20 protein-coding genes and 1 pseudogene are annotated in these 22360 nt (G+C 70.1%); 5 read left to right on the plus strand and 16 right to left on the minus strand.

The features are described from left to right. The first annotated feature begins 26 nt into the window (after positions 1–26). A complete protein-coding gene (locus tag MTY59_RS26185) occupies positions 27–1757 on the plus strand; it encodes a CocE/NonD family hydrolase (protein WP_221043725.1) in 1731 nt (576 codons plus the stop codon). On the opposite strand, the gene MTY59_RS26190 is transcribed toward MTY59_RS26185, so the two are convergent. Continuing rightward, positions 1716–2276, minus strand: a complete 561-nt coding sequence (locus tag MTY59_RS26190; RefSeq protein WP_221043726.1) for a DUF1802 family protein — start codon at positions 2274–2276, stop codon at positions 1716–1718. The two genes, MTY59_RS26185 and MTY59_RS26190, sit on opposite strands and share 42 nt — an antisense overlap. Further along, entirely contained in the window at positions 2273–2542 is a 270-nt protein-coding gene (locus MTY59_RS26195) for a DUF2277 domain-containing protein (protein WP_221043727.1), read from the minus strand. Before MTY59_RS26195 ends, MTY59_RS26190 begins: the two co-directional genes overlap by 4 nt. A gap of 102 nt (positions 2543–2644) precedes the next feature. On the opposite strand from MTY59_RS26195, the gene MTY59_RS26200 reads away from it, so the two are divergent. Continuing rightward, a complete protein-coding gene (locus MTY59_RS26200; protein ID WP_221043728.1) occupies positions 2645–3394 on the plus strand; it encodes an enoyl-CoA hydratase in 750 nt (249 codons plus the stop codon). Positions 3395–3452: 58 nt separating this feature from the next. Then, positions 3453–4034 carry a hypothetical protein gene (locus tag MTY59_RS26205; RefSeq protein ID WP_221043729.1) on the plus strand — a complete coding sequence of 194 codons (582 nt, stop codon included), beginning with the start codon at positions 3453–3455 and terminating at the stop codon, positions 4032–4034. Here the strand turns inward: MTY59_RS26205 and MTY59_RS26210 are convergent. The 6 genes and pseudogenes from MTY59_RS26210 to rimP all read right to left on the minus strand — a co-directional run bounded on the left by MTY59_RS26210 (position 4031) and on the right by rimP (position 10376). Further along, positions 4031–5038, minus strand: a complete 1008-nt coding sequence (locus tag MTY59_RS26210; protein ID WP_221043730.1) for a DHH family phosphoesterase — start codon at positions 5036–5038, stop codon at positions 4031–4033. The two genes, MTY59_RS26205 and MTY59_RS26210, sit on opposite strands and share 4 nt — an antisense overlap. Beyond that, a complete protein-coding gene (gene rbfA / locus MTY59_RS26215) occupies positions 5013–5501 on the minus strand; it encodes a 30S ribosome-binding factor RbfA (protein ID WP_221043731.1) in 489 nt (162 codons plus the stop codon). The genes MTY59_RS26210 and rbfA overlap by 26 nt, the downstream gene beginning before the upstream one ends. After that, positions 5501–8283 (minus strand): annotated as a pseudogene (infB, locus tag MTY59_RS26220) (translation initiation factor IF-2). Before infB ends, rbfA begins: the two are co-directional and overlap by 1 nt. A 75-nt stretch (positions 8284–8358) precedes the next feature. Beyond that, positions 8359–8730, minus strand: a complete 372-nt coding sequence (locus tag MTY59_RS26225) for a YlxR family protein (RefSeq protein WP_221043732.1) — start codon at positions 8728–8730, stop codon at positions 8359–8361. 60 nt (positions 8731–8790) lie between these two features. Further along, positions 8791–9846 (minus strand): transcription termination factor NusA, encoded by a 1056-nt coding sequence (nusA, locus tag MTY59_RS26230; RefSeq protein WP_221043733.1) that lies wholly within the window; start codon positions 9844–9846, stop codon positions 8791–8793. Next, complete coding sequence (gene rimP / locus MTY59_RS26235; protein ID WP_221043734.1) at positions 9843–10376, minus strand: ribosome maturation factor RimP; 534 nt, start codon at positions 10374–10376, stop codon at positions 9843–9845. The genes nusA and rimP overlap by 4 nt, the downstream gene beginning before the upstream one ends. A gap of 228 nt (positions 10377–10604) precedes the next feature. Here rimP and MTY59_RS26240 point away from each other — a divergent pair, with 228 nt between their 5' ends. Continuing rightward, positions 10605–11135, plus strand: coding sequence for a hypothetical protein (locus tag MTY59_RS26240; protein ID WP_221043735.1), 531 nt, complete (start codon positions 10605–10607; stop codon positions 11133–11135). After that, positions 11132–11578 (plus strand): ferritin-like domain-containing protein, encoded by a 447-nt coding sequence (locus tag MTY59_RS26245; RefSeq protein WP_221043736.1) that lies wholly within the window; start codon positions 11132–11134, stop codon positions 11576–11578. The genes MTY59_RS26240 and MTY59_RS26245 overlap by 4 nt, the downstream gene beginning before the upstream one ends. Before the next feature lie 55 nt (positions 11579–11633). Here MTY59_RS26245 and MTY59_RS26250 read toward each other — a convergent pair whose 3' ends face one another. The 8 genes from MTY59_RS26250 to mqo all read right to left on the minus strand — a co-directional run bounded on the left by MTY59_RS26250 (position 11634) and on the right by mqo (position 22275). Continuing rightward, positions 11634–13379, minus strand: a complete 1746-nt coding sequence (locus MTY59_RS26250; protein WP_221043737.1) for a proline--tRNA ligase — start codon at positions 13377–13379, stop codon at positions 11634–11636. 66 nt (positions 13380–13445) lie between these two features. After that, positions 13446–15062: an MFS transporter gene (locus MTY59_RS26255; protein WP_221043738.1), complete on the minus strand. Its 1617-nt coding sequence runs from the start codon at positions 15060–15062 to the stop codon at positions 13446–13448. 33 nt (positions 15063–15095) lie between these two features. Next, on the minus strand, positions 15096–16301 hold the full coding sequence (gene cobA / locus MTY59_RS26260) for a uroporphyrinogen-III C-methyltransferase (protein ID WP_221043739.1): 1206 nt from the start codon (positions 16299–16301) through the stop codon (positions 15096–15098). 112 nt (positions 16302–16413) lie between these two features. After that, on the minus strand, positions 16414–17808 hold the full coding sequence (locus MTY59_RS26265) for a cobyrinic acid a,c-diamide synthase CobB (RefSeq protein ID WP_221043740.1): 1395 nt from the start codon (positions 17806–17808) through the stop codon (positions 16414–16416). Beyond that, positions 17805–18419, minus strand: a complete 615-nt coding sequence (cobO, locus tag MTY59_RS26270) for a cob(I)yrinic acid a,c-diamide adenosyltransferase (protein ID WP_221043741.1) — start codon at positions 18417–18419, stop codon at positions 17805–17807. The genes MTY59_RS26265 and cobO overlap by 4 nt, the downstream gene beginning before the upstream one ends. Before the next feature lie 19 nt (positions 18420–18438). Beyond that, on the minus strand, positions 18439–20280 hold the full coding sequence (locus MTY59_RS26275) for a magnesium chelatase subunit D family protein (RefSeq protein ID WP_221043742.1): 1842 nt from the start codon (positions 20278–20280) through the stop codon (positions 18439–18441). Continuing rightward, positions 20277–20747 (minus strand): GNAT family N-acetyltransferase, encoded by a 471-nt coding sequence (locus MTY59_RS26280; RefSeq protein WP_221043743.1) that lies wholly within the window; start codon positions 20745–20747, stop codon positions 20277–20279. Before MTY59_RS26280 ends, MTY59_RS26275 begins: the two co-directional genes overlap by 4 nt. Before the next feature lie 40 nt (positions 20748–20787). Next, positions 20788–22275 carry a malate dehydrogenase (quinone) gene (gene mqo, locus MTY59_RS26285; RefSeq protein WP_221043744.1) on the minus strand — a complete coding sequence of 496 codons (1488 nt, stop codon included), beginning with the start codon at positions 22273–22275 and terminating at the stop codon, positions 20788–20790. Positions 22276–22360 lie beyond the last annotated feature (85 nt).

Consider the following 22360-nt stretch of genomic DNA (forward strand, 5'->3'; position numbering starts at 1 on the left):
GTTGACCGGGTCTTAATGTGAGGACCGTGAGTACCACCTCGATCCAACCCGCGCAGCCGGCGCTGCACGCCCTGCGACACTTGGGCGGCAAAGCCGCCGGCCGCCTGCTCGGCCTGCCGCCGTTGACCACCGACTACACCGTGGAGCGCGTCGTTGTGCCGATGCGCGACGGCGTGCAGCTGGTGGCCGACCACTACGCGCCGACCACCGCGTCGGCCAGGGGTATCTTGCTGGTCCGCGGGCCCTACGGGCGCGGATTCCCGTTCACGCTGATCTTCGGCGCGTTGTACGCCTCGCGCGGCTACCACGTGGTGCTGCAGAGCGTGCGCGGCACGTTCGGATCGGGCGGGGTGTTCGAGCCGATGGCCAACGAGGCCGACGACGGCGCCGACACCGTCGCCTGGTTGCGCGAGCAGCCATGGTTCACCGGCCGGTTCGCCACCATCGGCATGTCCTACCTGGGGTTCACCCAGTGGGCGCTGCTGCAGGATCCCTCACCGGAGCTGGCCACCGCCGTCATCATGGTGGGCCCGCACGATTTCAACGAATCAACCTGGGGCACAGGAGCGTTCGCGGTCAACGACTTTCTGGGCTGGAGCGACATGGTGGCGCACCAGGAGGACCCGGTGCGTGTCCGCGCCGCGCTGCGCCAGCTGCAGACCCGCCGCAGGCTGGCGCGGGCGGCGGCCGCGGTGCCGCTGGGCGACGCCGCGCGCAGCCTACTCGGCACGGGTGCCCCCTGGTTCGAATCCTGGGTCGAGCACAGCGAACCCGACGACCCGTTCTGGGATGCGTTGCGGTGCAACGACGCGTTGGACCGCGTGCAGGTACCGGTGCTGTTGGTGGGCGGCTGGCAAGACATCTTCATCAGGCAGACGCTGCAGCAGTACGCACACCTGCGCGGCCGCGGCATCGACGTCGCGCTCACCGTCGGTCCCTGGACGCACACCCAGTTGCTCACCACCGGGTTCGCCACCTGCGCCCGGGAGGCGCTGGATTGGCTGGGCACCCATCTGGGCGATGCGACCACGTCGCGCCGGCCCAGCCGGGTCCGGGTCTACGTCACCGGCGGTGGCGCGGGCGGGGGCTGGCGCAGCCTGCCCGACTGGCCGCCTGCCACCACCGAACGCGCCCTGTACCTGCGGCCCGGCGGCTACCTGGGCGAGACCGCACCGGCCCTGAAGGGGTTGGCCCCGGCCACCTTTCGTCACGACCCGGCCAATCCGACGCCGACGACCGGCGGCCCGTTGCTGTCCGCCAACGGCGGCTACCGCGACGACAGCCGGTTGGCATCGCGTGACGACGTGCTGGCGTTCACCAGCGCGACCCTCACCGAGGACGTGTACGTCTACGGCAGCCCGGTCGTCGAGCTCGCCCACGGCGCGGACGGTCGGCACGCCGACCTGTTCGTGCGGGTGAGCGAGGTCGACACCAAGGGCCGGTCGCGCAACGTCAGCGAGGCGTATCGCCGGCTGCACGCCGCGGCAAAACCCAAGTCGGAGAAGATCGTTCGCCTCGACCTCGACGGCATGGCCCACCGCTTCCGGGCCGGCTCACGCATCCGGGTGCTGATCGCCGGCAGCTGGTCCCCGCGCTACGCGCACAACCTCGGCTCCGGCGAACCGGTGCTGACCGGCCGGCAGTCGACGCCGGTCACCCATACCGTGCGCTACGGGCGCTCCCGGCTGCTGTTGCCGGTCGGGCCGGCCGAGCTGTCAGCCAACGGCGGCGCGGACCCGGGCGGCCACCGCGGCTAGCGCCGCTTGGTCATGAACGGGGTCGTGCACCGGCGCCCGCACCGGCAACTCCACCCAGCTCTTGCAGCCGCCATACTCCGCAGTCCGATTCAGGCGCACCGGCTCGACCAGCAGGGTCACCGACACCACCAGCACGGCCAGCTTGTGCTTGGGACGAAAGTCGAGCCGGTCGGCGCGCACCGACTCCGGCGTCCAGATGTGCAGGTCCTCGATGGCCGAAAGGCCGTCCGGGCGCTCAACCGGCACCGCCGCAACGACTTTCGCGGCGGCCCGAATCACCAGCTCGTCGTCGGTGCTGTCGGCGGCGGCGGGTGCCAGCAGGTCTTGATGCTCGGGACGCACCCGCTCGGCGTGGCTGTGCGCGACCGTCGGGAACAACAGGAATTCGCGGGCGGCCAGTTCGAATCGCTTCTCCCCGATGCCGCCCTTGCGCAGCAGAACCCGCTGGCGGCCGTCCAGCAGGGCGTGCACCGCCGCGCTCCACTCCTTGAGCGCGGGCATCGTTGTGGTGACGGTCATTTCGCGCCCGCCATCCGCGCGATCACCTCGGGCCGCCGCAGCGGCGGGACCGTCTTGGGTGGCTGGCGCCGCGGCGGCAGCAGCCCCAGCAACCGCGTCGTCGTCTCGGTGACCTCGGCAACCGCCGCCTCGAACGCGTCGACATTGGCCGCCGAGGGGTGGGTGATGCCGCTGACTTTGCGCACGTACTGCCGGGCGGCCGCAGCGATCTCCTCGGCGGTGGCCGCGGGCTGCAGGCCGCGTAGTTCGGTGATGTTCCGGCACATCTTTCCCACGATAAGCGCTGCTGGGCGCCGCCGCTTTTCGACGGATGGGCCGGCGGCAAGGCGGCCGACCGGCCGCGCCGGGCGACTGGCTACGGTGATGTCATGACCGACGAGATCCTGCTGATCGACACCGACGAGCGCGTGCGCACGCTGACCCTCAACCGACCCCAGTCGCGCAACGCGCTGTCGTCGGCGTTGCGGGACCGCTTCTTCGGCGCGCTGGCCGACGCCGAAACCGACGATGACGTCGACGTCATCATCGTCACGGGCGCCGACCCGGTGTTCTGCGCGGGGCTGGACCTCAAGGAGCTGGGCGGCTCGACGGCGCTCCCGGACATCTCGCCGCGGTGGCCGGCGCTGACCAAGCCGGTGATCGGCGCGATCAACGGCGCCGCGGTGACCGGCGGGCTGGAGCTCGCGCTGTATTGCGACATCCTGATCGCGTCGGAGAACGGCCGCTTCGCCGACACGCACGCCCGGGTGGGGCTGCTGCCCACCTGGGGCCTGAGCGTGCGGTTGCCGCAGAAGGTGGGGGTCGGGCTGGCCCGGCGGATGAGCATGACCGGGGATTATCTGTCCGCCGCCGACGCGCTGCGCGCCGGGCTGGTGACCGAGGTGGTGCCGCACGACCAGCTGCTTCCCGCTGCCCGCGCCGTCGCGGCGTCGATCGTCGGGAACAATCAGGACGCGGTGCGGGCACTGCTGGCGTCCTATCACCGCATCGACGACGCGCAGACCAGCGCGGCGCTGTGGCAGGAGGCGACGGCGGCCCGGCAGTTCCGGACCAGCGGCGACGACATCGCCGCCAACCGGGAGGCCGTGCTGCAACGCGGGCGCTCGCAGGTGCGCTGACGTCGCGATCTGCGCCGGTCCGTTCCCCCCGATCGGGCCCACGCCATACGATCAGCTGATGAACGCGGTCGGCGGTGTCATCGTGCGGATGCTCGGCGGCCTGACGCTGGCTGCCGCGTCGGCGATCGCGGTGTCCGCGCCGCACGCGGCCGCGCTGCCGCCGCCGGGGTTTCCCAACCTGGACGCCTTCACCGCCGTCCCGGCCGACGGCTATCAGGGCGCTGGCGCGCCGGGCGGCCCGCCGCGGGTCGGTTTCTCCGCCGGTTCCGCCCTGGTCTGCGACTTCTACGGCGGGCCGCCGCCGGTGCCGCAACCGTCGCAGGACATCAAGTGCAAGGGCGACATGCTCGGGATGGACGACGTGCCCTTCCCCGGCGGCCGCCCACGGCCCGGGGACTGCGTGGTGGGTTCGGTGGACTTCAAGGGACCGGGGTATCAGTTGAGCCGGATGTCCTACGGCGGCTGCGACGGCAACGCGCCCCCGCTGCCGACCGGCGGCAAAGCGCTGGAGTCGGGCCAGAAGCTGACCTATCTCAACGTCACCTGCGCGGTGGGAGCCGACAACCTGGTCGCTTGCCTGGACACCACCAGCGGCGACCACGGATTCGTGCTGCAGCGCTCGGGAAGCTGGGCGTTCTAGTCCAGGGCGGTGCGCAGCGACGCCACCGCGTCGTCGATCGTTCCGGTGGTCGAGTAGCCGGCCGCCAGCCGGTGGCCACCGCCGCCGAACACGGACGCGACCGATGCCAGGTCCACCGCGGCCTTGGCCCGCATCGACACCGACCACTGTTGCGGCGCGATCTCCTTGAACACCGCGGCCACCTCGGCCTGCTGCGTGGTCCGCACGATGTCGACGATGCTCTCGACTTCCTCGGGGCGGGAACTGTCCCAATCCTGGTTGCCGACAACGGCATACACCAGCCCCCGGCCGCCCGCGGCGTCCGGCAGCAGCCGGGCCGACGCCAGCACCCGCGACAGCAGCGGGAGCCAGCCAAAGGGGTGGCTGTCCATCAGGGTGCGGCTGATCGCGGCGTTGTCCACGCCGCTGTCGACCAGCCGTGCCGCCAGCCGCAGGGCGCGCGCGCTGGCCCAGCGGAACGATCCGGTGTCGGTCGTCAGGCCGGCGTAGATGCAGTGCGCGACGTCGGGATCGATGGGCTTGCCCCAGGCGTCCAGGATGTCGGCGACCATCATCGTGGTCGAATCGGCCGTCACGTCAACGAAATTGGCGGTACCGAACACGTCGTTGGAGGCGTGGTGATCGATGACCAACACCTCGTCGGCCTCGACGGCCAAGTCGCTCAACGCGCCCAACCGTTTAACGCTCGGAACATCAACGGTGACAACCAGATCGACGTCACGGCGCATCGCATCCGGGCTTACCAGCAGCCGGCAGCCGGGCAGCGACGCCAGCGACTCGGGCAACGCCGCCGGCTCGGCGAAACCGACCTCGACCCGCTTGCCGCACTTGTCCAGCACCAGCCCCAGCGCCAGCCCGGCGCCGATGGTGTCGGCGTCGGGGTGCACGTGCGCGATCACCGCGACCGTGTCGGCGTCCGACAGCAGACCGACCGCACCCGCGGCGTCGACGCGTGCCCCCACCCGGGGGCCATCCAGGTCAGTATTCGTGTTGGTCGTCGTCACCGATGCTCCCGTCGAGGCCGGGCTCCGCGCCCGTTCCGCTATCCCGGTATGGATCGGCCTCCCCAGCCGGCTTGGCGCCCGAACGAACCCGGGCCAGATCAGCGTCCGCGGCGCGTGCCCGCGCCAGCAACTCTTCCATCCGCTGCACGTTGTCCGACGTGGTGTCGCGCGTGAACGTCAGCGTGGGCGTGAAACGCACGCCGGTGCCGGCCCCGACCAGGGTGCGCAGCGCGCCCTTGGCCCGTTCCAGGGCGGCCGCGGCGACCGCGTAATCCGGCTCGTCGTCCAGCGTGCGTCCCATCACCGTGTAGAACACCGTCGCATCGTGCAGATCGGCGGTCACCTTCGCGTCGACGATGGTGACCCCGTCCAACCCGGGGTCCTTGATCTCGAACTCGATCGCCGAGGCGACGATCGTGTTGATCCGCTTGGCCAGACGGCGCGCCCGAGCCGGGTCGGCCATCAGGTGCGTTCCTTCTGGACCAACTCGTAGGACTCGATGATGTCGCCTTCCTTGAGGTCGGAGTACCCCAGCGTCATACCGCACTCGAAGCCCTCGCGGACCTCGGTCACGTCGTCCTTCTCCCGTCGCAGCGAGGTGATCGAGAGGTTGTCGGTGACCACGATGTTGTCCCGCAGCAACCGCGCCTTGGCGTTGCGGCGCACGATGCCACTGCTGATCATGCAGCCCGCGATGATGCCGACCTTGGAGGACCGGAAGATCGCCCGGATCTCGGCGCGACCGAGCGTGTTCTCCTCGTAGATCGGCTTGAGCATGCCGCGCAGGGCCTTCTCGATCTCGTCGATCGCCTGGTAGATCACCGAGTAGTAGCGGATCTCCACACCCTCGCGGTTGGCCAGCTCGGTGGCCTTGCCTTCGGCGCGCACGTTGAAGCCGATGATCACCGCGTCCGAGGCCGACGCCAGGTTGACGTTGGTTTCGGTGATGCCACCGACACCGCGGTCGATCACGCGCAGCTCCACCTCGTCGTCGATCTGGATGCCCATCAGGGCCTCTTCGAGGGCCTCGACCGTACCGGCGTTGTCGCCCTTGAGGATCAGGTTCAGCTGGCTGGTTTCCTTCAGCGCCGAGTCCAGGTCCTCCAGGCTGATCCGCTTGCGGGACCGGGCCGCCAGCGCGTTGCGCTTGCGGGCGCTGCGCTTGTCGGCGATCTGGCGGGCGATGCGGTCCTCGTCGACGACCAGCAGGTTGTCGCCGGCGCCGGGCACCGAGGTGAAACCGATGACCTGAACCGGCCGCGACGGCAGCGCCTCTTCGACGTCCTCGCCGTGCTCGTCGACCATGCGGCGGACGCGACCATAGGCGTCGCCGGCCACCACCGAGTCGCCGACGCGCAGCGTGCCGCGCTGCACCAGGACCGTTGCGACCGGCCCGCGACCGCGGTCCAGGTGCGCCTCGATCGCCACACCCTGGGCCTCCATGTCGGGGTTGGCCCGCAGGTCCAGGGCCGCATCAGCGGTCAGCAGCACCGCCTCGAGCAGTTGCTCGATGTTGGTGCCCTGCTTGGCGGAGATGTCGACGAACATGGTGTCGCCACCGAAATCCTCTGCCACCAAACCGTATTCGGTGAGCTGGCCGCGGATCTTGGCCGGGTCGGCACCCTCGACGTCAATCTTGTTGACCGCCACCACAATCGGCACGTCGGCCGCCTGGGCGTGGTTGACGGCCTCCACCGTCTGCGGCATCACGCCGTCGTCGGCGGCAACCACCAGGATGGCGATGTCGGTGGCCTTCGCACCGCGGGCACGCATGGCGGTGAACGCCTCGTGACCCGGGGTGTCGATGAAGGTGATCGGACGTTCTTGTCCGTCGTGTTCCACGGTCACCTGGTAGGCACCGATGTGCTGGGTGATGCCGCCCGCCTCGGCCTCGCGGACGCTGGCGTTCCGGATGGTGTCCAGCAGTCGGGTCTTACCGTGGTCGACGTGACCCATCACGGTCACCACCGGCGGACGGGTCTGCAGGTCTTCCTCGCCGCCCTCGTCCTCGCCGTAGGTCAGGTCGAAGGACTCCAGCAGCTCGCGGTCCTCGTCCTCGGGGCTGACGACCTGGACGACGTAGTTCATCTCGCTGCCGAGCAACTCGAGCGTCTCGTCGCCGACCGACTGGGTGGCGGTGACCATCTCACCGAGGTTGAACAGCGCCTGCACCAACGAGGCCGGGTTGGCGTTGATCTTGTCGGCGAAGTCGGAGAGCGACGCGCCGCGGGCCAGCCGGATCGTCTCGCCGTTGCCGTGCGGCAACCGCACGCCACCGACGACGGGCGCCTGCATGTTCTCGTATTCGGCGCGTTTCGCCCGCTTCGACTTGCGACCGCGTCGCGGCGCACCGCCGGGACGGCCGAACGCGCCGGCCGCACCGCCGCGCTGGCCGGGACGGCCACCGCCGCCACCACCACCGGGACGGCCACGGAAACCGCCGCCACCCCCGGGCGGGGGCGCCGACTCCGCCGCCACCGCCGCCGCGGTAGTTGCCGCCGCCTCCGTCGCGGCCGCCGGGACCGCCGGGACGGCCGCCGCCGGGACGCGGAGCGCCGGGCCGGGCCGGGCGACCGGGCCCACCGGCACCGGCGGGCCGGGGCGGCATGTTGCCCGGCGAAGCGCCGCCGGGACGCGGGGCGCCCGGGCGGGGCGCTCCGGGACGCGGCGCCTGCGGACGCGGGATGGGCCGGTCGACGGGCTGCGCCGACGAGAAGGGGTTGTTGCCGACGCGCGGGGCGCGGGGCTTGGGCATCGGGCCCGGACGCGGGCCGGGCGTCACGCCGGGGCGCGGCGCCTGGCCGGGCGCCTGCCCGGGTGCGGGCGGTTTCGGCTGGCCGGGGGGACGGCGCGGCTGGCTGGGCGGGATCCGGGCCGGGGCGGGCCGGGGCCTCGGCGGGCGCCGCGGCGGAGACCTGCGGGGCGGCGGGCGTGGGGGGCGCCGCCGTGGCCTCGCCGTTGCCGCCGGCGCTGCCGATGGCGTTGTCGAGGGCCTGGTCGAGCGATTTGTCAGGGGCCTTGGCGGCGGGCGCCTTGGCCCCTCCTTGTGCAGCGGCCTTCGCGGGGGCCTTCGCGACGGCCTTGCCGCCGCCGAAGGACTCGCGCAGCCGGCGAGCCACCGGCGCTTCTACCGTCGACGATGCGGATTTAACGAATTCGCCCTGATCATTCAGTCGGGCGAGGACTTCCTTGCTGGTGACACCGAGTTCCTTAGCCAACTCGTGTACGCGGGCCTTACCTGCCACTACATCTCCTGTCTATGAGGCGACAGTCGTGGGGCCGCGCCTCGGGTTTAGCTATGACGCATTGTCATCGGGACTTCACGGTGTGCTCATGTTCTTTGCTACCTGTTCTGTTGCCGGGCGCTCGGGCGCACAGAGAGACTCTATGTGCTCGATCACCGCGGATGTGTCCGGTGAACCGGTGATGCGCAGCGCTTTGGTGAAAGCCCGCCGCCGGATTGCCTGTTGCGCGCACTGCGGTCCGGGATGCAGCCACGCACCCCGCCCCGGCAGGCTATTGCCTGTGTCAACGATCACGGCGTATTCGCCGTTCCCGTTCGGCACAGCCACCACTCGAAGCAGCTCGACGGCCAGCTCTCGCTTCCGGCACCCGACACATGTCCGTACGGGTCCACCCGCATGACGGGGCGACTCTCTGGTTTCGGGAGCCGAAAGATCGCGCTGGATCACGGCTCAGTCTAGCGTTACCGAATAGATGGTCAGAACCACCCGAGGATGTGCGGGCGCCGCCTAGCGGTCGTGGGCCATTCCGTGGCTGGCACCGTGTTCGGACTGGCTCTCCGAATGGCCACCGGAGCCGCCGGGCGAGTCCCCGCGGATGTCGATGCGCCACCCGGTGAGCCGGGCGGCCAGGCGCGCGTTCTGGCCTTCCTTGCCGATGGCCAGCGACAACTGGAAGTCGGGCACCACCACGCGGGCGGCGCGGGCCGCCTGGTCGATGATCGAGACCGATACCACCTTCGCCGGTGACAGCGCGTTGGCGACGAAGCGCGCGGGGTCCTCGTCGTAGTCGATGATGTCGATTTTCTCGCCGGAGAGCTCGCTCATCACGTTGCGGACCCGCTGCCCCATCGGGCCGATGCAGGCGCCTTTGGCGTTGAGGCCGGGAAGGTTGGACTTCACCGCGATCTTGGAGCGATGGCCGGCCTCGCGGGCTACGGCGACGATCTCCACCGATTCGTCGGCGATCTCGGGGACTTCCAGCGAGAACAACCTGCGGACCAGGTTGGGGTGGGTCCTGGACAGGGTGATCAGCGGTTCCCGGGCGCCGCGGGTCACCCCGATCACGTAGCAGCGCACGCGGTTGCCGTGCTCGTAGCTTTCGCCGGGAACCTGCTCGGCCGCCGGGATCACGCCCTCGGAGGCCTTCGTCTCGGTGCCCATCCGGACCACGACCAGTCCCCGCGCGTTGGCCCGGCTGTCCCGCTGGATGACGCCCGCCACGATCTCGCCCTCGCGGGTGGAGAACTCGCCGTAGGTCCGCTCGTTTTCGGCGTCCCGGAAGCGCTGCAGCATGACCTGGCGCGCGGTGGTGGCGGCGATGCGGCCGAAACCCTCGGGGGTGTCGTCCCATTCACTGATGACGTTGTCGTCTTCGTCGGTCTCCCGGGCCATCACCCGCACGACACCGGTCTTGCGGTCGATCTCGATCCGCGCGTCGTTCTGGTGGCCTTCGGTGTGCCGGTAGGCGGTGAGCAGCGCCGACTTGATGGTGTCGAGCAGCTCGTTGACCGAGATGCCCCGATCCACCTCGATGGCGTGCAGCGCGGCCATGTCGATGTTCATGCTCCGGTCTCCGTCCTCCGGGCCTGACCCATACTCGCCAGTTCCAGCTCCGCTTGGTTAGGGGGCGAAAACTCTACCTGCACAACCGCTTTCGCGATGTCACCGAGTGGGATCTCGCGCACCGACCAGTCCCGGCCGGCGCGGACCACCAGCGCGACCGCGTCGTCGGTCGTCTCGCCGACCCGGCCGGTCAGCTTCGATCCGTCCAACAGGACGACGTCGACCTTGCGGCCGCGGGCCCGACGGAAGTGCTTCGCGCTGGTCAGCGGGCGGTCGACGCCGGGCGAGGAAACCTCGAGCACGTAGTGGTCGCCGATCGTGTCCAGGCCGTCGAGCAGTGCCGATGCCGAGCGGGACAGCGTGGCCGCCGTGTCCAGATCGAGGCCGTTGTCGCCGTCGGCGATCACCAGGATTCGCGGTGGGCGGGTCCGGGCGTCGATGACCACGTCTTCGATCTCGAATCCGGCGCGCGCAAACTCTCCACCGAGTAGCGCGATCACCTGCGTCTGCGACGGTAGCCCGGTGGTCACGGCGAGCTCCTCATCTTGAGTTGTCCGGTCATCTGGCGGATGTCGGCACCCCGATAACTTCGCAGGCGACTTCCGGCGTCCCGGCAAAGAAACATCCGTGTCGACAGTTGCTGTCGGTGGCTGCCCTCTGCGAGAACCAGCTATCCACGATACGCCAGGATTCGCCTCTGACGGCGTGATCGCGTCCTGGCATCGTGCCCGCCTTCGCGCCGATGGCAGGATGTCTTTGTGGCTAGCGCAGTTCCGTTCGTCAACAGGCGAGATGTCCTCGCCGGTGGTGTGGCTTTCGCTGCGCTCGGGGCGGTCGTGACCGCCTGTAGCAAGCCCGCGCCCAAGCCCCCGCCCGTCGAGCAACTGCTGGGGCCGTTGGATCAGGCGCGGCACGACAGCACGCTGGCGGCCGCCGCCGCCGCGGCCGTCGGGAACCCACCGCAGGTCGCCGCCGCGCTGACGGTGGTGGCCAGCCAGCGCGCCGCACATGCCCGCGCGCTGGCCGCGGAGATTTCGCGCGCGACGGGCAAGCTCGCCACGTCGCCGACGAGCGAAGCGCCCAGCCCGGGCCAGGCCCAACCGGCCGGCCCGCCGCCGCCCCCGCCGCCGGTGTCCGACGTGATCGATGCCCTGCGCGCCTCGGCCGACAGCGCGAGCCGGCTGGTGGGCACCGAATCGGGTTACCGGGCCGGGCTGCTCGCCTCGATCGCGGCGTCCTGCACGGCGTCGTACACGGTTGCGCTGGTGCCCGGGGGTCCGTCCATATGACCTCCGGCAAGGACGCCGACAACCAGGCGCTGTGCGACGCGCTGGCCATCGAGCACTCGACGATCTACGGCTACGGCATCGTGTCCGCGCTGTCGCCGCCCAGCGTGAACGACATGGTGGTGGAGGCGCTCGCGCAGCATCGCCAGCGCCGCGACGACGTCATCGCGATGCTGACCGCCCGCAAGGTGACCGCCCCGGTCGCCGCGGCCGGCTACCAGCTGCCCCTGGTGGTCGGCGGCCCGGCCGACGCGGCGCGGCTGGCCGCACGGATGGAGAACGATGGCGCCGGCGCTTGGCGGGTGGTCGCCGAGCACGCGGAGACAGGCGCGGACCGCGCGTTCGCCGCGACGGCCCTGGTGCAGAGCGCGGTGATGGCCGCCCGGTGGAGCCGGGTGCTGGGCGCGTGGCCCATCACGACGAGCTTCCCCGGCGGCAACGACTAACCCGTGGCGATCGCAAGCGCGGCGTAGCCGGGCGAAGCGGGTCGCCACCATCGGCCTAGCGCAGGGCGGCCGCGACGTCGGCGGCCAGCGACGGCCCGGTCGCCAGTTCGCGGGTTTGCCCGCCGAACCGGTCGCGCAGCTCCACCACGCCGTCCGCCCAGCCCCGTCCCACCACGACGATCCAGGGCACACCGAGCAACTCGGCGTCCTTGAACTTCACGCCGGGTGAGGCTTGGCGGTCGTCGAGCAGCACTTCGACGCCCAGCCGGTCCAGCTCGCCGGCCAGCTCGACGGCCCCGGTGCGGGCTTGCGCGTCCTTGTTGGCGATCACCAGATGGACGTCGAACGGCGCGACCGCGGACGGCCAGCGCAGCCCGAGCTCGTCGTGGTGCTGCTCGGCGATGACGGCCACCATCCGCGACACCCCGAGGCCGTAGGAGCCCATGGTCAGGCGCACCGGCTTGCCGTCCTCACCGAGCACGTCGACCGTGAAGGCGTCGGTGTATTTGCGGCCGAGCTGGAAGATGTGCGCGACTTCGATACCGCGCGCCGAGACCAGCGGGCCCGCGCCATCCGGTGCGGGGTCACCGTCGCGCACCTCGGCGGCCTCGATGGTGCCGTCTGCGGTGAAGTCCCGGCCGGCGACCAGCCCGACGACGTGCCGCCCGGCCTCGTCGGCCCCGGTGATCCAGCTGGTGCCGTCCACCACCCGCGGATCGACCAGGTAGCGAATACCGTTGCCCTGCAACGCTTTCGGTCCGATGTACCCCTTCACCAAGAAGGGGTACTTGGCGAAGTCGGCGTCATCGAGCAGGGCGTATTCGGCCGGTTCCAGCGCCGCACCCAGCCGTTTGTCGTCGACCTCGCGGTCCCCCGGCACCCCGATGGCCAGCAGCTCCCACTCCCCGCCGGGCTGGCGCACCTTGAGCAGGACGTTCTTCAACGTGTCGGCCGCGGTGACGGTGCGGCCCAGGTTCGCCTGGTTGGCCCAGTCCACCAGGGTGGCGATGGTCGGGGTGTTGCCGGTGTCGTGGACCACCGCTTCGGGCAGCCCCTCGGTGGGCTGCGCCTCCGGGCGGGCGGTGACGACGGCCTCGACGTTGGCCGCGTAGCCGGATTCCAGGCACCGCACGAAGGTGTCCTCTCCGACCGCGCTCTCGGCCAGGAACTCCTCGGAGGCGCTGCCGCCCATGGCGCCCGACACCGCGGACACGATGACGTAGCGCACCTGCAGGCGCGCGAAGATGCGCTGATAGGCCTCGCGATGCGCGTGGTAGGCGGCCTTGAGTCCGGCGTCGTCGATGTCGAACGAGTAGGAGTCCTTCATCACAAACTCCCGCACGCGCAGGATGCCGGCCCGCGGCCGCGCCTCGTCACGGTATTTGTTCTGGATCTGATACAGCAGGACCGGGAAGTCCTTGTACGAGCTGTATTCGCCCTTGACGGTCAGGGTGAACAGTTCTTCGTGGGTGGGGCCCAGCAGGTAGTCGTTGCCGCGGCGGTCCTGCAGCCGGAACACCGAGTCGCCGTATTCGGTCCACCGGTTCGTCGTCTCGTACGGTGCGCGCGGGAGCAACGCGGGCAACAAGATCTCTTGCCCGCCAATGGCGTTCATCTCCTCGCGGACGATCCGCTCGATGCGGCGCAGCACCCGCAATCCCAGCGGCAGCCAGCTGTACAGCCCGGGCGCGACGGGGCGGATGTAGCCGGCCCGGATCAAAAGCTTGTGGCTGGCGACTTCGGCGTCGGCGGGATCGTCGCGCAAGGTGCGCAAAAACAACTGGGACATCCGGGTGATCACAGCGGGCCAGCCTAGCGGTGACCAGGGGCCTGGCGACGATGCGGGCCGCGCCGGGTCCGCAGTGAGCTAAAGCTCCCCGGCGTCGATCGCTTCCTTGACCTCTTGCGCGTGCGCGACTTGCTCGGGCGTGTAGCCGATCAACAGCGCCGCGGCGCCGACGATGACGGCCACGCCGGCCACCCACAGCAGCCCGTAGGTGTAGCCGTGGTCCAGCGCGGACAACTGCGCGTCGTTCATGAACTTCACCGGACCGGTGGTGCCGCCCAGATACAGCGTGCGCGAGGTGATCACGGCCTGGATCACGGCCAGCACCAGCGGCCCACCCAGGCTCTGCAGCATCAGGGCGATCGCCGACACCGGACCGATCTGATCGAAACCCACCCCGGCGATCGCCGACAGGGTCAGCGGCACACCGACGATGCCGATGCCGATGCCGCCGATGACGATCGGCATCACCAGGTTGGGGAAGTAAGACACGCCCCGGTGCATGTACGCCGAGCCGTACAGCATCGCGCCCAGCAGCAGCCAGCCGCCGCCGATGGTCAGCACCCGCGGCGAGAACCGTGACACCAGTTGCGAGGAGACCCCGAGGCCGATGCCCACCCCGATCACGAACGGGATGAAGCCGACACCTGCGCGCAGTGCGCTGTAGCCCAGGATGTCCTGCACGTACAGACCGATGCAGACCGTCAGGCTGAACATGAGTCCGCCGGCCAGCAAGACCGCGGCGAAGGTGACCAGCCGGTTGCGGTCGCGGAACAGTTCAAAAGGGACGACGGGATTCTCGGCGGTGCGCTCCACGATGATGAAGGCAAGAGCGGCACCCATAGCCACCACGCCCGAGCCGATGGTGGTGATCGACACCCAGCCCCTTTCCGGGCCCATCGAGAACGCGAACACGGCCGCAGTGCAGGTCAATGTGGCCAGCATGGCCCCGGTCGCGTCGAGCTTCATCCGCTCGCGGTTGGTCTCGCGCAGCGCGGTGCGGGCCAGGTACATCATCACCAGGCCGATCGGCACGTTCACCAAGAACGCCAGCCGCCACGACACCTCGGTGAGCGCTCCGCCGACGACGAGGCCCATCACCGAACCGACCGCCGTCATCGCGGCGAACACCGCCGTCGCGAAGTTGCGGGCCGGGCCCTTGGGGAAGGTGGTCGCCACCAGGGCCAGACCGGTCGGCGAGGCGATGGCCGAGCCGACGCCCTGCGACAGCCGGGCGATCACCATGGTGGCCTCGTCCCAGGCGACCGCGCACAGCACGGAAGAGATGGTGAACAGCGCGACACCGACGATGAAGGTGCGCTTGCGCCCGATCGTGTCGCCGAGGCGACCGCCCAGCAGCATCAGGCCGCCGAACGTCAGCACGTAGGCGGTGATGACCCAGCTGCGTCCGGCGTCGGACAAGCTGAGATCGTTCTGGATCTTGGGGAGCGCGACGATGGCGACGGTGCTGTCCATGGTTGCGAGCAGCTGCATACCGCCGATGGCGATCACGGCCGCGATGAAGCGTCGGGAGGGCATCCACGCCGGGTAGTACTTGCTGGTGCGCTTCAAGGCGGTCTCCGCCGCGGGCTCGGAGGCGGTCTCCGCCGGAAGCGCAGCGCTCACCGGGGCCGGACGATCGGGGCGCGCCGAGGCCAGTTGCTGCACCGCGCGCTCTGCATCGTTGAGAGCCGTCATAAAGGGTTACCTTACAGTAATCTTAAGAATCGTTTAAAGCCCGAAGCCCGCCACGGCGCCGATCACGATGATCGCGGGAGCTCGGATACCCTCGGCGCGAATCTTTTCGGGCGTGTCGGCGAGGGTGGCCCGCAAAGTGTGTTGAGCGGCGGTCGTTCCATGCTGAACCACCAGCACCGGGGTATCCGCAGGTCGGCCGCCTTTAAGCAGTGCTTCGGCGAAAAGCTCGATGCGCTCGACCGCCATCAGCAAAACAATCGTGCCCGACATTGCGGCCAGCGCATCCCAATTCACTAACGATTCGGGATGGCCGGGTGGCAGATGGCCGCTGACCACCACAAACTCGTGATTTATCGCCCGATGCGTGACCGGAACGCCCGCCAAAGCGGGCACTCCTATGGCACTTGTCACACCTGGCACCACCGTCACGGGTATCCCGGCCTCGACGCACGCCTGCACCTCTTCGTAGCCGCGGGCGAACACGAAGGGGTCGCCGCCCTTGAGGCGCACCACGAAGCTGCCGGCGCGGGCACGTTCGATCATGACGTCGTTGATGGCGTCCTGGGCCATGGCCCGCCCGTACGGGATCTTTGCGGCGTCGATGACCTCGACGTGCGGGGGCAGCTCGGCGAGGAGTTCCGGTGGTGCGAGACGGTCGGCGACCACGACGTCGGCCTGGGCCAGCAGGCGCCGGCCGCGCACGGTGATCAGTTCCGGGTCACCGGGCCCTCCGCCGACCAGTGCGACGCCGCCCTTGACGACGTCGGAGCTCACCGGACTGTCGGGCGTGATGAGTCCGGTCTGCAGCGCCTCGCGGATCGCCGAGCGGATCGCCGCCGAGCGGCGGTGCTCGCCGCCGGCCAGGACTCCGACGGACAGCCCCGCGTAGTCGAAAGACGCTGGGGTGACCGCGGTCCCCTCGACAGCGATGTCCGCCCGGACGCAGAAGATGCGGCGGCTCTCGGCCTCGGCGACCACCGCCTCGTTGACTTGCGCGTCGTCGGTGGCCGCGATCGCGTACCAGGCTCCGTCGAGGTCGCCGTCGCGGTATTCGCGCAATGCCAGGGTGATTCCCGTCATCGCCTCGACCGACCGCGTGGCGCTGCGGGAGATGACGTGGACGTCGGCGCCGCTGGCGATGAGCAATGGCAGCCGGCGCTGGGCGACGGTGCCGCCGCCGACCACGACGACCTTTTTGCCGGTCAGCCGCAGCCCAGCGAGGTAGGCGCTCTCGGTCACCCGGCAAGCCTAGTGGCGACCGCCGGCGCGGCGGAGCCGGGCGCCGCGGGTCGCTGTTGGTGCCGCGAGCGTAACGCCACGGCGACTTCCAGCCGGATTTTTCGCCGTGGCGTTACGCTCGCAGACCGGCTCGCCGGGTGATCGCGTGTGCGACGAAGCGCGCCACCGCCTCCGGCGCCGCGACAGGATGGGTGTGCAGATACGACGCATGCACACCGGCGTGCACGACGCCGTCGCGCACGGGGCGGCCCTGCCCGCCGCCGTCGTGGGCCGAATACATCCAGGCGGGCTGATATTCCTCGGTGAATGTGACTGTGGTGCGGTGGAATTCATGCCCCACCGCGCGCTGGCCGGCGGCATACAACGACGAATCCGCGACGGCGACGGCGTCGCGATACGCCAGGGTCAGGTGCGGCGTGAACCGCGCCTGACCCGCCAGCACACCGCACATCGGATGGCCGTCGAGCTCGGACACCAGATAGATCAGTCCGGCGCACTCGGCGTGAATCGGCGCCCCGGCGGCGGCCAGTTCGCTGATCTGCCGGCGCACGACCGCATTCGCCGAGAGCTCCGCGGTGAACTGTTCGGGAAACCCGCCGGGCAGCAACACCGCATCGGTGCCGTCGGGCAAGGCGTCGACGAGCGGATCGAATTCGACGACGTCGGCGCCGGCGACCGCCAGCAGCTCCGCGTGTTCGGCGTAACCGAAACTGAATGCCTTGCCGGCCGCCACCGCGACGGTCGCGCCGGCGCGCCCGGGCGCCTCCCCCACTGCCGCCGCCGGATCCCACGCCGGCTCCGCGACCCGGGCGCCGGCCACCGCGACGAACGCCGACAAGTCGACGTGCCGGGCAACCAATTCGGTCATCGCCTGCACCGCCAGCCGCGCCCGCTGCCCATACTCCACTGCGGTGACCAGCCCCAAATACCTTGTCGGCAACTCTAATTCAGCCACCCGTGGGATCGCGCCCAACACCGGGACACCGGCCTGTTCACAGGCTTGGCGCAGCACCTGCTCGTGCCGGGCCGACCCGACCCGGTTGAGGATCGCACCGGCGACGCGGGTCGCGGTATCGAACGTCGAAAAGCCATGCAGCAGTGCGGCGATGCTCTGGCTCTGCCCGCGCGCATCGACGACCAGGACGACCGGGGCGCCCAGCAGGCCGGCGACATGGGCCGTCGATCCGGCAGCGGGAGTCGTGGCGGCGGGCCCGATCCGCCCGTCGAACAACCCCATCACCCCTTCGACCACGGCGATGTCGGCGCCGCTGGCGCCGTGGGCGTACAGCGGGCCGATCAGGTTCTCCCCCACCAACACCGGATCGAGGTTGCGGCCCGGCCGGCCGGCGGCCAGGCCGTGGTAGCCGGGATCGATGAAGTCCGGGCCGACCTTGAACGGCGCGACGGTGTGGCCCGCCTGCCGCAGAGCGCCGATCAAACCCGTTGCCACCGTGGTCTTTCCGCTGCCGGATGCGGGAGCGGCGACGACGACGGCGGGAACGCTCACCACTCGATGCCCTTCTGTCCCTTACGCCCGGCGTCCATCGGGTGCTTGACCTTGGCCATCTCGGTCACCAGGTCGGCCGCGTCGATCAGGCGCTGCGGCGCGTCGCGTCCGGTGATGACCACGTGCTGATGACCGGGTCGGGCGGCCAACGCAGCTACCACGTCGTCGACGTCCACCCAACCCCACTTCAGCGGATAGGTGAACTCGTCCAGCACGTAGAAGTCGTGACGCTGATCGGCCAGCCGGTGCGCGATCTCCGCCCAGCCGTCGGCCGCGGCCGCCGCGTGATCGACGTCGCTGCCTGACTTGCGGGTCCACGACCAGCCCGCGCCCATCTTGTGCCATTCGACGGGGGCGCCGACCTGGTGCTGGTCGTGCAGGCGGCCCAGCTGGGCGAAGACCGCCTCCTCGCCCACCTTCCACTTGGCGCTCTTGACGAACTGGAACACCGCGACGGACAGTCCAGCATTCCACGCGCGCAGCGCCATGCCGAATGCCGCCGTGGACTTACCTTTTCCGGGCCCGGTGTGCACGGCCAGCACCGGCGTGTGCCGACGAGCCCGCGTCGTCAGGCCGTCGTCGGGAACTTGCAGTGGAACGCCCTGTGGCATCAGCGTCTACCCTTTCCACTCAGGCCGCGTCGCGCACCGCACGCGTCAAGGAGTCCGCGTGCAGCTGCTCGAGCCGGATCGCCGGGGCGCCGAGCTGGCGGGCGAGTTGCCCTGCCAGGCCCAGCCGCACAAAGGACGTTTCGCAGTCGACGACCACCGCGGCGGCACCCTCGGCGACCAGCCGGGCCGCCGCGGTTCGAGTGCGGCCCAACGGATCCGGACCGCCGGTGGCCCGGCCGTCGGTCAGCACCACCACCAGCGAACGCCGCGCCCGGTCACGCGCCTTCTCCCGCACGATGAGTTCTCGCGCGGCCAGTAGGCCTTCGGCCAGCGGGGTTTTGCCGCCGGTGTCGAACCGCGCCAGCCGCCGACCGGCGATGTGCGCCGACGACGTCGGCGGCAACAACAACCGCGCCTCCTGTTGCCGGAACGTGATCACGGCGACCTTGTCGCGCCGCTGGTATGCGTCGCGCAGCAGCGACAGCGCCGCGCCGCTGACCGCGGACATGCGATCGCGTGCGGCCATCGAACCCGACGCGTCCACCACGAAGATCACCAGATTGCCCTCGCGCCCTTCGCGCACGGCGCGGCGCACGTCGTCGGGCTGCGGCCGCAACGGCCCGGCGCCGGCGCGCTCCGCGGCCGACAGCAGGGTGGCGAACAGGTGCAGTCCGTGCCCGGCGCAACCCGTGTCGTCCGCGTCGGCGGCGGCGATGACGCTGCCGCCGGCGTTGCGGGCCCGCGACCGCCGTCCGGGCGCGCCTTCCCCGACCCCCGGAACCCGCAGCGCGCGGGTGCGGAAGGTTTTCGCCGGCGGCGCGCTGGGCCTGGTCTTCGGCGGCTGCGGCGCAGCGCCTTCGGATGAATTCTGTTGCGGCGCATCCTGTTCGGTGTGGGCGTTCTCGCCACCACCGGGCGGGTCGGGATCGGGGTCCGGGTCGTTACCCGCCTGCGCCAAGGCCTCGTCGAGCTGATCGCGGTCGATGCCCGGGTCGTCAAACGGATCGCGGCGGCGCCGGTGCGGCAGCGCCAGTTCGGCGGCCACCCTGATGTCTTCTTCCTCGACGGTGTGTGCGCCGCGCCAGGCTGCGTGCGCGACCGCGGTGCGGGCCACCACCAGGTCGGCGCGCATGCCATCGACGTCGAACGCCGCGCACAGCGCCGCGATCCGGCGTAATTCGTTGTCGGGCAACACCACATCGCCGATCAGCGCACGCGCGGTGGCGATCCGCCGGGCCAGCTCAGCGTCGGCGTCCGCATAGCGCTCGGCGAAACCATCCGGATCGGCCTCGTATGCCATCCGCTGCCGGATCACCTGCACCCGCACGTCTACGTCGCGCGACGCGTGGACGTCGACGGTGAGCCCGAACCGGTCCAGCAGCTGCGGACGCAGTTCGCCCTCTTCGGGATTCATGGTGCCGATCAATACGAACCGGGCCTCGTGCGAGTGCGAGATGCCGTCGCGTTCGATGTGCACCCGTCCCATCGCTGCGGCGTCGAGCAACACATCGACCAGGTGATCGTGCAGCAGGTTGACCTCGTCGACGTAGAGCACACCGCCGTGCGCGCGGGCCAGCAGGCCCGGCGAGAACGCGTGCTCGCCGTCGCGCAACACCCGCTGCAGGTCCAGCGAGCCGATCACCCGGTCTTCGGTTGCCCCGAGCGGCATTTCGACCAGGCCGGCGTCGCTGCCGGTGGCCTCGGACAACAACGCCGCAAGGCCGCGCACGGCCGTCGACTTCGCGGTGCCCTTCTCGCCGCGGATGAGCGCGCCGCCGATCTCCGGGCGCACGGCACACAGCAGCAGCGCCAGGCGCAGCTGGTCGTGCCCGACGATGGCGCTGAACGGGTACGGCTTCACGGCTTCCCCGCCAAACCCGATCCGGGGCGCAGCATAGGCACGTGCGGAACGCCGTCGTCCAGGAAATCGTCGCCGTCGCGAACGAATCCGTGCTGGGCGTACATGTCCGCCAGATAGGTCTGCGCGTTGATCCGGCACGGGTAGTCACCCACCTCGGCCAGCGCCGCGCGCAACAGCCGGGTGGTGTGACCCTGGCCGCGCGCATTGCGTTTGGTGCACAGCCGCCCGATCCGGAAAACCTTCTCGCCGCCTGCGTGCTCCTCCATCAGCCGCAGCGTCGAGATCACCTCGCCGCCGGGCGTTTCCAGCCAGAAGTGCCGGGTCTCGGCGAGCAGGTCGCGCCCGTCCAGCTCCGGATACGGAATCGCCTGTTCGACGACGAACACCTCCACCCGCAGCTTGAGTAGCTCGTACAGTGTCTGGGCGTCAAGATCTTTGGCCCAAGTACGTCGCAGTGCTTCGGTCACTGGCGCCGCTCCTCCACATCGCTCCCCTTGTCGGTGCGGGTCATGAGACGTCCAACCCCAGCGCCTTCGTTCCCCAGGAAAAAATTTCGTCGTAGAGCGCCGGCTCATCCGACAGCGTCGCCCCCAGCGACGGAACCATCTCCTTGAGCGCGGGCAGCCACGATGGAAAGCGGTTGGCAAAGCAGCGTTCCAGCACCCCGAGCATGATCGGCACCGCCGTCGACGCCCCCGGGGAGCCGCCGAGCAGCCCCGCGATGCTTCCATCGGCGTCGCCCACCACGGTGGTGTCGAAGTCGAGCACCCCGCCCTTGCGCTTGTCGCGCCGGATCACCTGCACCCGCTGACCGGCCACCGTCAATTCCCAGTCCGAACTCGTTGCGGTGGGCGCGAATTCGCGCAGCATGCGCAGTCGGTCCGGTTCGGACAGCCGCAGTTGACCCAGCAGGTATCCGAGCAGCTTCAGCTGGCTGACACCGACACCGAGCAGCGAGGCCAGGTTGTCCGGCCGCACCGAGCGGGGCAGATCGGTGACGTGCCCATGTTTCAAGAACTTCGGTGACCAGCCGGCGTAGGGACCGAACACCAGCCACGGCTTGCCGTTGACGTAGCGCAGATCCAGATGCAGCGCGCCCAGCGGCGGCGCGCCCGGCGCCGGCGCGCCGTAGACCTTGGCCCGGTGGGCGGCGGTGAGCGCCGGGTTGGCGGCGCGCAGGAACCGGCCGCCGATCGGGAATCCGGCGAAACCCCTGACCTCGCCGATGCCGGACTTCTGCAACAGCGGCAGCGCATCACCGCCGGCCCCGACGAACACGAATTTGGTCTTCAGACGGCGCTTTTCGCCGGTGCGTCGGTTGCGGATCGACAACGTCCAGCCGCCGTCGGACTGCCGGGACAGGTTGCGCACCTCGTGGCCGAACAGTGCCGTCGCGCCGCCGCGCACGCAGAACCCGACGAGCTGTCGAGTCAGGGCGCCGAAGTCGACGTCGGTGCCGTGGGGGGCCCAGTTGAGCGCGGTCGGTTCGGAGAAGTCGCGCCCGGCCGCCATGAACGGCAATCGGCGGGCGAACTCCCCCGCGTCCTCGATCAATTCGATGCCGGCGAACAGCGGATTGGGCGCCAGGGCCCGCTGCCGGCGCCGCAGATAGTCGACGCCTTGCGCGCCACGCACGAAGCTCGCGTGCGGGATCGCGGTGAGGAAGCGGCGATCGGTCAGGATCCCGTTCTCCACGGCGTAGGCCCAGAACTGGCGGGTCACCTGGAATTGCTCGTTGATGCGCACCGCTTTGGCGATGTCGATCGAGCCGTCGGCGCGCTGCGGGGTGTAGTTCAGCTCGCACAGCGCCGAATGGCCGGTGCCCGCGTTGTTCCACGGGCTGCTGCTCTCCGCGGCAACGGCGTCCAGACGCTCCACGAAGGTCATCGACCAGTCCGGCTGCAACCGACGCAGCAACGCTCCCAGCGTCGCGCTCATGATGCCCGCGCCCACCAGCACGACGTCCGTCGACGTGGTTCTGGCTAGCGATGACACCGGCTTGCTGGTCCTTCCCTCGACTGGGCCGATCCCAGGTTATCCCGAGGCAAAATGGCCGCGAACGACGTGCGCCACCCGGTGC

This window comes from Mycobacterium senriense, assembly GCF_019668465.1.
Lineage (GTDB): Bacteria > Actinomycetota > Actinomycetes > Mycobacteriales > Mycobacteriaceae > Mycobacterium > Mycobacterium senriense.